General features: G+C 70.3%; 13 protein-coding genes and 1 tRNA gene. 7 read left to right on the plus strand and 7 right to left on the minus strand.

Translation table 11 applies throughout. The features are described from left to right. Positions 1-193 precede the first annotated feature (193 nt). Positions 194-691: a MarR family winged helix-turn-helix transcriptional regulator gene (locus tag BIV04_RS11715; protein WP_071256416.1), complete on the plus strand. Its 498-nt coding sequence runs from the start codon at positions 194-196 to the stop codon at positions 689-691. Positions 692-722: 31 nt separating this feature from the next. On the opposite strand, the gene BIV04_RS11720 is transcribed toward BIV04_RS11715, so the two are convergent. Then, positions 723-794 (minus strand) — tRNA-Thr (locus BIV04_RS11720). Positions 795-997: 203 nt separating this feature from the next. Here BIV04_RS11720 and BIV04_RS11725 point away from each other — a divergent pair. Continuing rightward, positions 998-1180: a hypothetical protein gene (locus BIV04_RS11725; protein WP_071256417.1), complete on the plus strand. Its 183-nt coding sequence runs from the start codon at positions 998-1000 to the stop codon at positions 1178-1180. A 31-nt stretch (positions 1181-1211) separates the two neighbouring features. Here the strand turns inward: BIV04_RS11725 and BIV04_RS11730 are convergent, their stop codons facing one another. Both BIV04_RS11730 and msrB read right to left on the minus strand, forming a co-directional pair. Then, complete coding sequence (locus tag BIV04_RS11730) at positions 1212-1757, minus strand: nitroreductase family protein (protein ID WP_071256419.1); 546 nt, start codon at positions 1755-1757, stop codon at positions 1212-1214. Further along, positions 1757-2158 (minus strand): peptide-methionine (R)-S-oxide reductase MsrB, encoded by a 402-nt coding sequence (gene msrB, locus BIV04_RS11735; protein ID WP_043593533.1) that lies wholly within the window; start codon positions 2156-2158, stop codon positions 1757-1759. The genes BIV04_RS11730 and msrB overlap by 1 nt, the downstream gene beginning before the upstream one ends. 91 nt (positions 2159-2249) lie before the next feature. Between msrB and BIV04_RS11740 the strand changes: the two genes are divergently transcribed. The 5 genes from BIV04_RS11740 (at position 2250) to groL (ending at position 6570) form a co-directional block, all read left to right on the plus strand. Continuing rightward, the gene (locus BIV04_RS11740; protein ID WP_071256420.1) at positions 2250-3224 is read left to right on the plus strand and encodes a DUF2332 domain-containing protein; all 975 of its coding nucleotides are present in this window, start codon (positions 2250-2252) and stop codon (positions 3222-3224) included. Positions 3225-3363: 139 nt separating this feature from the next. Beyond that, the gene (locus tag BIV04_RS11745; RefSeq protein WP_071256422.1) at positions 3364-3651 is read left to right on the plus strand and encodes a DUF3263 domain-containing protein; all 288 of its coding nucleotides are present in this window, start codon (positions 3364-3366) and stop codon (positions 3649-3651) included. A gap of 17 nt (positions 3652-3668) precedes the next feature. Further along, on the plus strand, positions 3669-4241 hold the full coding sequence (locus BIV04_RS11750) for a LytR C-terminal domain-containing protein (protein ID WP_071256424.1): 573 nt from the start codon (positions 3669-3671) through the stop codon (positions 4239-4241). Positions 4242-4547: 306 nt separating this feature from the next. Beyond that, positions 4548-4751: a cold-shock protein gene (locus BIV04_RS11755; protein WP_043593527.1), complete on the plus strand. Its 204-nt coding sequence runs from the start codon at positions 4548-4550 to the stop codon at positions 4749-4751. A gap of 199 nt (positions 4752-4950) precedes the next feature. Further along, positions 4951-6570 (plus strand): chaperonin GroEL, encoded by a 1620-nt coding sequence (groL, locus tag BIV04_RS11760; protein WP_043593524.1) that lies wholly within the window; start codon positions 4951-4953, stop codon positions 6568-6570. A gap of 318 nt (positions 6571-6888) precedes the next feature. Here the strand turns inward: groL and BIV04_RS11765 are convergent, their stop codons facing one another. The 4 genes from BIV04_RS11765 to BIV04_RS11780 all read right to left on the minus strand — a co-directional run bounded on the left by BIV04_RS11765 (position 6889) and on the right by BIV04_RS11780 (position 11760). Beyond that, positions 6889-8649, minus strand: coding sequence for a cell wall metabolism sensor histidine kinase WalK (locus tag BIV04_RS11765; RefSeq protein ID WP_071256426.1), 1761 nt, complete (start codon positions 8647-8649; stop codon positions 6889-6891). 117 nt (positions 8650-8766) lie between these two features. Continuing rightward, positions 8767-9459 (minus strand): response regulator transcription factor, encoded by a 693-nt coding sequence (locus BIV04_RS11770; RefSeq protein WP_054146826.1) that lies wholly within the window; start codon positions 9457-9459, stop codon positions 8767-8769. A gap of 106 nt (positions 9460-9565) precedes the next feature. Next, complete coding sequence (locus BIV04_RS11775) at positions 9566-10129, minus strand: hypothetical protein (protein ID WP_071256428.1); 564 nt, start codon at positions 10127-10129, stop codon at positions 9566-9568. Next, positions 10126-11760 (minus strand): DNA repair helicase XPB, encoded by a 1635-nt coding sequence (locus BIV04_RS11780; RefSeq protein ID WP_071256429.1) that lies wholly within the window; start codon positions 11758-11760, stop codon positions 10126-10128. The genes BIV04_RS11775 and BIV04_RS11780 overlap by 4 nt, the downstream gene beginning before the upstream one ends. Positions 11761-11805 lie beyond the last annotated feature (45 nt).

The raw sequence follows: 11805 nt of genomic DNA on the forward strand, positions 1-11805 counted from the left end.
GGGCGGTGTGCCCCGTCGTGAGGGCCGAAGCGGACCAGGTCGCGCGGGTGCGGCAGCAGGCGGTGGGTGGGGGTCGTGGTCGTGATGGAGCGGTCCTCTGGTCGACGCGGCGTGGGCGCTCGTCGTCGAACTGCTTCACGGGTGAATGATCTCTCGACTACTTTACTCGTGAACCATCGGTAGGCTCAAGAGCATGACCGATCCCGGGCCCCGCGACGTGATGGACGACGTCCACGACCGGTGGCGCGAGTTGCGGCCCGACCTCGACGTCTCGGCCATCCCGGTCATCGGCAGGGTGAACCGGCTCGCCCGCATCGTGCAGCGGCGCAGCGACGACCTGCTCGCCGAGTTCGGCCTGGGGCGGGCGGACTTCGACCTGCTGGCGGCCCTGACCCGACGAGACGCCCCGAGGAGTCCGACACAACTGGCCGACGAGACGCTCCTGTCGCCGCCGGCCGTCACGAAGCGCGTCAAGGGATTGCTCGCGGCAGGCCTCGTCGATCGCTCGGCGAACCCTGCCGACCACCGTGGCTACTTCGTCGCGCCCACCGCCTCCGGGCGACGCCTGATCGACCGCGTGCTCGAGGTGCAGCTCGCCGACGAGCGGGCGATGCTCGCCGCCCTGCCGGAGGAGGCGCGCGCGGCCGTCGCGGACGGCCTGCGTCACCTGCTCGTCGCCCTCGGCGGCTGAGCCGCCCTCGTCAGAGGAAGCGCTTCGTCGGAGCCGCCTGTCGGATTCGAACCGACGACCTGAGCTTTACAAGAGCACTGCGCTACCACTGCGCCAAGGCGGCATTTCTTTTCGTCGGACCAATGTACAGGATGCCGATCGCCCGTCGGAATGGTCGACGTCCGGGCCGGGCATCGACGCGCGGCGGGCGATCACACGAACCGTCCCGACATGCGGTCCGTGCAGGATTGGCGCTCCGAGGCCGAGAAGTGGTGAAGTAGACGGAGCGCACCGCGCCCGCCGGACGCACCGACCTGAGGAGCCCCCTTGTCCACGATCTTGACCGCGATCGGTTCGCTCGCCCTGCTCTTCGTCAGCTTCGCCCTGTTCGCCTACTCGTTCGGCTCCGGCGAACCCAACGCCTTCGTCTTCTTCGGGGGCATCGTCCTGATGACCGGCTCGTTCTGGCTGCCCATCACGGTGATCGGCAACAGCCACAAGACCTGGTGACCGGGTCGGTGCCCGCAGGGGCACCGACGAACTACGGCGTGCTGACGAACTGCTCGGGGTCGAGCAGCTTCCGTGGCTTGGCGTCGTCGCCGTCACGACCGCCGACGTAGAGCCAGCCCAGCAGCTGTTCTCCGTCGCGCAGGCCGTGCGCCGTCGCCACCTCGGGCGCCCGGGTCAGGGCGCCGGTACGCCAGAACACGCCCCAGCCCTCGTCGTCGAGCACGAGCGACAGCAGGTGCGCCACACCCGAGGCGACCGATTCTTGCTCCCAGTAGGGCACCTTGCGGCTCTCGCGCGGCGAGACGACCACCGCGACGATCAGGGGAGCACGCAGCGCCTTCTGCGTCAGCTTGTCGCGGGCGTGGCCCTCGGCCCCGCCCGCGTCGGCCAGCGAGCGGCCCACGACGAGCCGGTCGTCGCCTCGGAACTCGATCAGCCGCCAGGGGCGCAGCTCGGAATGGTCCGCCACCGTCGCCGCCGATCGCACGGCGTCGAGCAGCTGCTCGTGCGTCGGGGCGACGTCGGTGACCTTCGACCGTGACCGTCGACGCCGGGCGGCGTCGGCGACGGCGCTCACTACTCGGCGGCCTTGAAGTCGAGCGAGATGCTGTTCATGCAGTACCGGTCGCCGGTCGGCGTGCCGAAGCCGTCGGGGAACACGTGGCCCAGGTGCGAGCCGCAGTTCGCGCACCGGACCTCGGTGCGGGTCATGCCGAGCGAGTTGTCCTCGATCAGCTGCACCGCGTCCGGGTTCACCGACTCGTAGAAGCTCGGCCAGCCGCAACCGCTGTCGAACTTGGTGCCGCTCTTGAACAGTTCGGCGCTGCACGCCGCACACGCGTAGACGCCGGCACGGCTCTCGTCGAGCAGCTCACCGGTCCAGGGGCGCTCGGTGGCGGCCTCCCGCAGGACGGAGTACTGCTCGGCGTCGAGCTCTTCGCGCCACTGCTCGTCGGTCTTCTCGATCTTGTACGCCACGATGATCTCCTTGCTTGTCGGGACTCCTCATTCAACACGGTCGACCGGTGGACGATTCCCCGGCCCCCACCGGGCTGCCAGACTCCTGGTCGTGAGCACCTCCGACCGCTTCCTGGCCGCGGCCCTCGCCTTCGACCGCGAGGGGGCGCCGTCGCAGGCCGAGCTCGCGCGGGGCATCGCGGGCGACCCGGCGGCGCTCGCCGTCGTCGACCGGGCCGAGGAGGCGCGGCGCCAGCCCGTCCTCGTCCTCGCGGTCTGCCGGTGGCTGGGTGCGCCGCACGGGTCCTGGTCGGTGCTGAGGCCCTGGCTGCTCGCCCGCTCCGACGACGTCGTGGCCGAGCTCGGTCGGCGACTCACCCAGACCAACGACGTGCGCCGCTGCGCCCCGCTGTCGATCGCGCTGGACCGCGTGCTGGGCCCGATCGCCCTCATCGAGGTCGGCGCCTCGGCCGGCCTCTGCCTCGGTGTCGACCGCTACGGCTACCGATCGGGCGACCGGACCTGGGGTGACACGTCGAGCACGGTGCAGCTCGGGATCGACGTCGTCGTCGAGGGGGTGACCCGGTCTCGGGCCGAGCTGCCGACGGGACGGCTGCCCGAGGTCGTCTGGCGGGCGGGCCTCGACCTCGACCCCGTCGACGTCCGCGACCCCGAGCAGGTGGCCTGGCTCGAGACCCTGCTGCCGCCCGAGCGCGGTGACCGGCGGGACCTGCTGGGGCGGGCCGTCGCGCTCGCCCGCACCGCGCCTCCTCGGCTCGTCGCGGCGGACGCCGTCGACGGTCTCGCCGCCGTCGTGGACGAGGCCCCGACGGGCGCCACGCCGGTCGTCGTCTCGACGGGCACGCTCGTCTACCTGCCGGGTCGGCGGCGCCAGGCCTTCGTCGACGAGGTCGGCCGGCTGGGTGCGCGGTGGATTTCGTACGAGCGGCGCGACCTGCTGACGGACGTGGTCGCCGAGGTGCCACCCGGGGTGTCTCCCGACGACGCGTTCGCGGCCCTCGCCCTCGACGGCCGGGTGCTGGGCGTGGGGGACGCCCACGGCACGCGGCTGCACCTCACGGCCTGACCGCGAGTCGGCTCCCCGCACCGGGCGACCGGCGGTGCCCCGGGCGGGTGGGCGCGTTGTCGGACCACGCCCTCGGCCTCCGCGATCGGTCGGGGCGCCGCCCATAGGATGACCCGGAACCCAGGGGAGGGCCGCCACGATGGACGAGAACGCGACAGGTGACGACGTGCGCTCGAGCGTGCTGTCCGAACGCGACCGCGCCGTCCTCGACTTCGAGCAGCGTGCCCCCGCCTCGGCCGGCGCCCGGGAGGCCGCGATCCGTCGCGAGTTCGGCCTCGGGGTCGTCCGTTACCAGCAGTTGCTCAACTCGCTCATAGACCGACCCGCTGCACTGGCGTACGCACCCATGCTCGTCGGCCGCCTGCAGCGCCTGCGAGTCGCCCGCCGCGACGCCCGATCGACTCGTTCGTTCGGTCCGACCCGCTGACCCACGAGAGACCACGCATGCCGAAATTCGACCGAGACCGGTTCGACGACGTCCCCGCCGACCTCGACCGTGTCGGGGCCCACCGGGCCGAGAAGCGCCCCGGCAGCGGCTGGATCGGCTTCGCCTGGGCGGCGCTCGCCGTCGGCGTGCTCGTCGGTGCCGGCGTCGTCTACCTCGGGGTCGCGAACAACAGCTTCCAGTTCGTCAACCCGTCGTCGTCGAGCACCGCCGAGGCCCAGGCGCCCGACACCGAGACGGCGACCCCGACGGCCACGCCGACGGTGGCCCCGCTGACGGACCCCTCGCAGGTCGACCCCTCGGTCACCACCATCACCGTCCTGAACGGCACGGCCACCGCCGGGCTCGCCGGTTCGGCCTCCGAGCGGCTCGAGACCGCCGGCTGGGTCGTCGGCACCCAGGGCAACGCCAGCGAGCGCGTCGCGACGTCCACCGTCTACTACTCGGCGGCCGACGACGAGGCCGCGGCGCTCGGGCTCGCCCAGCAGCTCGGCATCACCGACGTCGAGGCGAGCGACGCCTTCCCGGGTGCCGCCGTCACGATCGTCCTCGGGGCCGACTACAGCGCCTGACAAGGCCCTCCCCGCCGGCCCGATCCGAGGAGGCGCGGGTCCCGTCGGGCCCTCACCGCGCCTCCCGTGTTACGCCCGCGTTTAATTACCGGTGAAATCCTCGTTTTCAGCGGGTGTTTCTCGTTCGAGGTGTGTTCTTCCGCTTTTCCCGTGGCTAGCATCTGGAATTGGTCGCCCCCCACGGCTCGCCGACCTGGTGTTCTGCACGAGTGAGGCTGTCCCGTCCGGGCTCGCAGATGACTGCGTCGACGACCCGGCTCTGCAGCACCGCACGCGCCGTACCACCACAGCAAGGGGAGCGACACCATGGCAAACGGGACCGTGAAATGGTTCAACGCGGAGAAGGGCTTCGGCTTCATCACCGTCGAGGGAGACGGCCAGGACGTCTTCGTGCACTACTCGGCGATCGACATGAGCGGGTACAAGGTCCTCGAAGAGGGCCAGGCCGTCGTGTTCGAGGTCGGCACGGGCGACAAGGGGCCGCAGGCGGAGTCCGTCCGGCTCGCCTGAGGTCCGTCGGAGCGCCTCGACGTTCCCACTCCCTCGTCGCACGCCGTCACGGTCCGCCGTGGCGGCGTGCTCGTGCGTCCGGGCCCTGCCACGTCACTTGCACTCTCATCGGGCGAGTGCCAGAATCGTTGCTGGCACTCGCGACACGTGAGTGCCAATGCTTCTGCTTCATGACGTCCGGGAGGGACGAAAAACACACATGGCTAAGATCATTGCTTTTGACGAAGAGGCCCGTCGTGGCCTCGAGCGTGGCCTGAACATCCTGGCCGACGCGGTGAAGGTCACGCTCGGCCCGCGTGGTCGCAACGTCGTGCTCGAGAAGAAGTGGGGCGCCCCCACCATCACGAACGACGGCGTCTCCATCGCCAAAGAGATCGAGCTCGACGACCCCTTCGAGAAGATCGGTGCCGAGCTCGTCAAAGAGGTCGCGAAGAAGACCGACGACGTCGCCGGTGACGGCACGACCACCGCGACGGTGCTGGCCCAGGCCCTCGTCCGCGAAGGTCTGCGCAACGTCGCGGCCGGTGCCGACCCCATCTCGCTGAAGCGCGGCATCGAGAAGGCCGCCCAGGCCGTCTCCGACCAGCTGCTCGCCGACGCGAAGGACATCGAGACCAAAGAGCAGATCGCTGCCACGGCCTCGATCTCGGCCGCCGACCCCACCATCGGTGCACTCATCGCCGAAGCGATCGACAAGGTCGGCAAAGAGGGCGTCGTCACCGTCGAAGAGAGCAACACCTTCGGCACCGAGCTCGAGCTCACCGAGGGCATGCGCTTCGACAAGGGCTACCTGTCGCAGTACTTCGTCACCGACCCCGAGCGCCAGGAGGCCGTCTTCGAAGACGCCTACGTGCTCATCGTCAACTCGAAGATCTCGAACATCAAAGACCTGCTGCCGATCGTCGACAAGGTCATCCAGTCGGGCAAGCAGCTGCTCATCATCGCGGAGGACGTCGACGGCGAGGCCCTGGCCACGCTCGTCGTGAACAAGATCCGCGGCATCTTCAAGTCGGTCGCCGTCAAGGCCCCCGGCTTCGGCGACCGTCGCAAGGCGCAGCTGCAGGACATCGCGATCCTCACCGGTGGTCAGGTCATCGCCGAAGAGGTCGGTCTCAAGCTCGAGAACGCGACGCTCGACCTGCTCGGTCGTGCCCGCAAGGTCATCATCACCAAGGACGAGACGACCATCGTCGAGGGTGCCGGTGACGACGAGCAGATCGCCGGCCGCGTCCGTCAGATCCGCAGCGAGATCGAGGCGACCGACAGCGACTACGACCGCGAGAAGCTCCAGGAGCGTCTCGCGAAGCTCGCCGGTGGCGTCGCCGTCATCAAGGCGGGTGCCGCGACCGAGGTCGAGCTGAAAGAGCGCAAGCACCGCATCGAGGACGCCGTGCGCAACGCGAAGGCCGCCGTCGAAGAGGGCATCGTCGCCGGTGGTGGCGTCGCCCTCATCCAGGCCGGCAAGACCGCTCTGGCGAACCTGCAGCTCGAGGGCGACGAGGCGACGGGTGCGAACATCGTCCGCGTCGCGATCGACGCTCCCCTGAAGCAGATCGCCTTCAACGCCGGCATGGAGCCCGGCGTCGTGGCCGACAAGGTCCGCGGGCTCGACATCGGTTGGGGCCTCAACGCCGCGACCGGCGAGTACGTCGACATGCTGGCCGCCGGCATCATCGACCCCGCCAAGGTCACGCGTTCGGCTCTGCAGAACGCCGCGTCGATCGCCGGTCTGTTCCTCACGACCGAGGCCGTCGTCGCCGACAAGCCCGAGAAGAACCCGGCCCCGGCCGGCGACCCCTCGGGTGGCATGGACTTCTAGTCCGCAGCCGCGCGGCTCACACCGCGCACACGCTCAAGGGCGGTTCCCCTCCGGGGGAGCCGCCCTTCGGCGTTGCCGGGGGAGGGACGTGTCCCGCAGTCCGGCCGGCTCCGGACGACGCCACGAAATGCGCACGACGCCAGGACCTGGTCACGACGCCACGAGAAAACGTGGTGCGGTGTCCACTTCCTGGCGTCGTGGTGCGTGGTGCGTGGTGCGTGGTGCGGCGCGAGGTGCGGGGCGCGGTGCGGGGTGCGCGGGGCGCGGGGCGCAGGGCGCGCGGCGGCGGGCGCGGGCCGCGGGCCGGGGTAGGCCCGGCTAGGCGGTCGCGGCGGCGGGCTCGGCCGCGGTGACCGCGTCGGCGGGCATCAGCGGCAGGGCGACGCGGAACGTGGCTCCACCCCCGGGGGTGTCGTCGACGTCCACCGAGCCGCCGTGGGCCGCGACGATGCCCGACACGATAGCGAGGCCGAGGCCGCTGCCGCCCGTGTCGCGGGTGCGCGACGAGTCGGCACGCCAGAAGCGCTGGAAGATCTTCTCGCGGATCTGCGGCGGGATGCCCTCGCCGTGGTCGACGATGGCGACGGTGGCCACTCCGCGCCCGGGGTCGGACTGCACCACGAGCTCGATCGGGCTGTCCGGCTCGGTGAACCGCATGGCGTTGCCCATGAGGTTGGTGATGACCTGGCGGATCTTGTTCTCTTCGCCGTGCACGATGGCCGGGGCCTCGAACTTCTGCACCTCGTCCTGGAGCTGGGCGGCGGTGGCCGTGTCACCGTTGCGGACGGCCCTCGCCCTCAGGCTGCGGAGGCGGGCGAGGGTCGCACCCGCGAACGAGATCGCACCCGTCGCGCCGGGCGAGGCATCCGTGGGCGAGGTGCCTGTGGCCGGGGTGCTCGCGGCCGGTGGCGCGGTCTCGGGGGAGCGTCCGTCGGCCGGTGTCTCGTCGCCGTCGGTCGGAGCCTGCGCCGAGGCGAGGACGGGCTCGAGCACGATCACGTCGATGTCTCGATCGGGGTTCGACGCCATGGTGTCGAGGGCCGAGTCGCGGGCCAGCTGCACGAGGTCGACGGGACCGAGCTCGAGCGGCTTGGACTCGTCGAGACGGGCGAGGGCGAGGAGGTCCTGCACCAGCACGCCCATGCGGATGGCCTCCTTTTCGATGCGGTCCATGGCCTGGGCGACGTCCTCGGGCTTGGTCAGCGCACCCATGCGGTACAGCTCGGCGTAGCCGCGGAGCGAGACGAGCGGCGTCCGGAGTTCGTGGCTCGCGTCGCCGACGAAACGGCGCATCTGGTCGATCGTCCTGGCGCGGTCGTCGAAGGCGCTGTCGATGCGGTTGAGCATCGTGTTCAGGGACCGGTTCAGTCGTCCCACCTCGGTGTTCGGGGTGGTCGAGTCGAGTCGTTGGGTGAAGTCGCCGTCGGCGAAGCGGGCCGCGGTGGCCTCGACGTCGCGCAGCGGCGCGAAGGTCGACGTGACGAGCAGGCGGGTGAGGGCGGCGCCGAGCACGACGACCGAGAGACCGAACCCCAGGAAGATGCCGCCGAAGCGCCCGATGGTCGCGTTCGTGCCCGCCAGGTTCGTGCCGGCCACGATGACGGCCGGCACGGTCGTCACGCCGCCCTGGGCGTCGGTCGAGCGCAGGTTGGCCGCGTGCGCGAAGAGGCGCCACTCGTTGTCACGAGTCGCGTTGTACCGGTTGAAGGCCTCGTCGAGGGGAGCGCCGGCGACGCCGACGCCGGAGAGGTCGGGGGCGTCGGTGGCACTCGACAGCTGTGAGCGGGTGTCGCAGATGAGGTCGCCCTCGTCGTCGAGGATCGCCACGTAGCTGCTGGTCAGGCCGGCGAAGTTCACGGTGCACGATCGGGAGTCCGCCTGGTCGAAGGAGGCGCTGGTGAAGTTGGTCGCCGAGTTCCGCAGGGACGTGTCGACCTGCCCCATCAGGTAGGTGCTGAGGACGGTCATCGTGCCGAGGCCGGCGACGACGAGGCCGAGGGTGACCAGGGTCACCGTGATGCCGGTGATCTTGGTGCGGATGGAGATCTCGTTCCACCACTGCGAGAGGCGAGCGTGCATGAGGTCAGACGTTATCGGAGCCGGCTGGGCACACCCCGCTCGCCACCGCACGCGCGAAGAAGCCCGACCGCTCGGGGCGGTCGGGCTTCGACGGCTGGACGGGCCGGAGGCGGTCCGTCAGGCCTTGGAGGCCTTCAGCATGTAGCCGAAGCCGCGCTTGGTCTGGATGATCGGCTCGGTCGAGAACTGGTCGAGCTTGCGACGCAGGTACGAGATGTAGCTCTCGACGATGCCGGCGTCGCCGTTGAAGTCGTACTCCCACACGTGGTCGAGGATCTGGGCCTTCGACAGCACGCGGTTCGGGTTGAGCATGAGGTAGCGCAGCAGCTTGAACTCGGTGGGGCTGAGCTCGATGGCCGTCTCGCCGATGGTGACCTCGTGGGTGTCCTGGTCCATCGTGAGCTCGCCGGCGCGAATGATCGCGTCCTCGTCCTCGTTCATGGTGCGCCGGAGGATCGCCTTGATGCGCGCGACGATCTCGTCGAGGCTGAAGGGCTTGGTGACGTAGTCGTCGCCGCCGACGGTGAGGCCCGTGATCTTGTCCTCGGTGTCGTCCTTCGCCGTGAGGAAGAGGATGGGCGACGTGTAGCCCGACGAGCGGAGGCGCTTGGTCACGCCGAACCCGTTCATGTCGGGCAGCATCACGTCGAGGATGATCAGGTCGGGTTCTTCTTCGAGGACCGCCGAGATCGCCTGCGCACCGTTGCCGACCGCGCGGACGGCGAAGCCCGCGAAACGCAGGCTGGTGGTCAACAGGTCGCGGATGTTCGGTTCGTCGTCGACGATCAGGATCTTGGGGCCGTCACTCATGCGCCCAAGTATCTGCGCGCCTCCTCGGTGTTTCCTGTGAGCAGGAGGAGCGTCACCCGCACGTGGGCGGAGCGGCAGCCCTCAGGCGGCCGAGACGGCAGGACGCTCAGGCGCCGGGGTCGGACCACTCGACGTTGGGCACCAGGGCGACGCGCGTGGTGAGCTCGAGCAGCTCGTCGGGCACGGCCAGGGTGAAGTCGACGCCCTCGCGCCGCTCGAGCACCGCCGTGTAGCCCGAGGCCCGGGTGATCTGCCACCCCGGGAACTCCTCGACGGAGGCGGCGACGACCTGGGCCTCGGAGGCGTCGTCCGTCGCACCGATCGCGGTGAGGCCGGCGAACAGGTGGTCCTTGACGGGCGACCCGGCGAGCAGGTCGCTGCGTTCGATCACCTCGGGATCGGGGCTCCAGGTCACGATGCTGAGGGTCGCCCCCGCGTGGAGCCCGCCCTGTACCTCGTAGGTCCGGGCGACCGACACGACGACCGACGGGTCCCACTCGGCGAACCGGGCGACCTGGCCGCGGAACTCCATGGCGTCGTGGTCGAGGGAGGCGACCAGGGGCCCGAAGGTCGCGAACGGGGCCTGGTCGGCCGCGAACACCCGGCGCAGGCTGTCGCGCCAGAGCTCGTCGTCGCCCAGGGGCAGGTCGGCACCCTGCTCGTCGGTCACGCGGCGACCACGGGCGAGTCGAGGATCGTGTAGCTGTAGCCCTGCTCGGCCAGGAAGCGCTGGCGGTTCTGCGCGAAGTCCTGGTCGACCGTGTCGCGGCTGACGAGCGTGTAGAACGAGGCCGGCAGGCCCGACTTCTTCGGGCGCAGCAGACGACCGAGTCGCTGCGCCTCTTCTTGCCTGGACCCGTACGAGCCGCTGACCTGGATCGCCACGGTCGCCTCGGGCAGGTCGACCGAGAAGTTGGCCACCTTCGAGACGACGAGCACCTTGAGCTCGCCGTCGCGGAAGCGCTGGTAGAGGCGCTCGCGCTCGTCGACGGGCGTGCTGCCGGTCAGCGTGGGGGCGTCGAGCACCGCCGCGAGCTCGTCGAGCTGGTCGAGGTACTGGCCGATGACGAGGATCTGCTCGCCGTCGTGCCGTTCCACGAGGTGCTTGACCACGTCGAGCTTGGCCGGAGCTGTGGCCGCCAGCCGGTAGCGCTCGTCGTCGGGGGACGCCGCGTACTCGAGCCGCGCCTCCTGGGGCAGGTCGACCCGCACCTCGTAGCACGAGGCCGGCGAGATGAAGCCCTGGGCCTCGATCTCTTTCCAGGGGGCGTCGAAGCGCTTGGGGCCGATCAGGCTGAAGACGTCGCTCTCGCGACCGTCCTCGCGTACGAGCGTGGCGGTGAGGCCGAGGCGGCGGCGGGCCTGCAACTCGGCGGTCAGCTTGAAGACCGGCGCGGGCAGCAGGTGCACCTCGTCGTAGACCACGAGACCCCAGTCGAGAGCGTCGAGGAGCGAGAGGTGCGTGTACTTGCCCCCGCGGCGGGCCGTGAGGATCTGGTAGGTCGCGATGGTGACCGGCTTGACCTCTTTCACCGAGCCGGAGTACTCGCCGATCTCGTCCTCGGTCAGCGACGTGCGCTTGAGCAGCTCGTCACGCCACTGCCGTGCCGAGACGGTGTTGGTGACGAGGATCAGCGTGGTCGTCCCGGCGGCCGCCATGGCCCCCGCACCCACGAGGGTCTTGCCGGCGCCGCAGGGCAGCACGACGACGCCCGAGCCGCCCTCGAAGAAGTTGTCGATCGCCTTCTGCTGGTAGTCGCGCAGGTGCCAGTCGCTCTCGTCGAGGTCGATCGCGTGGGGGGTGCCGGGCGTGTAGCCGGCGTGGTCCTCGGCGGGCCAGCCGAGCTTGACGAGTTGCTGCTTGACCTCACCGCGGGCCCAGGGCAGGAGCTCCCACAGGTCGTCGGCCCGCTTGACGCCGAGCAACTCGCCGACCTTCTTGGCCCGGGTCACCTCGCTCAGCACGGAGCTGTCGGTGCCGCGCAGCAGCAACTGGTCGCCGTCGCGCTCGATGACGATGCGGCCGTAGCGCGCGACGGTCTCGGCGATGTCGACGCTGACGCTCTGCGGCACCGGGAACTTGCTGTACTTCTCGAGCGTGCCGAGCATGTCTTCTGCGCTGTGCCCGGCCGCCCGTGCGTTCCACAACCCGAGTCGGGTGATGCGGTAGGTGTGCACGTGCTCGGGGGCGCGCTCGAGCTCGGCGAAGACGCTGAGGTCGTGCCGCGCGTCCTCCGCCTGCTCGTGGGCGACCTCGAGCAGGACGGTGCGATCGCTCTGCACGATCAGGGGTCCGGTCATGAGGGACGAGTCTAGGCGCGCCTCCTGCCGCCTCTCACAGCCGGG

This window comes from Frigoribacterium sp. MCBA15_019 (assembly GCF_001864945.1).
Classification (GTDB): Bacteria; Actinomycetota; Actinomycetes; order Actinomycetales; family Microbacteriaceae; genus Frigoribacterium.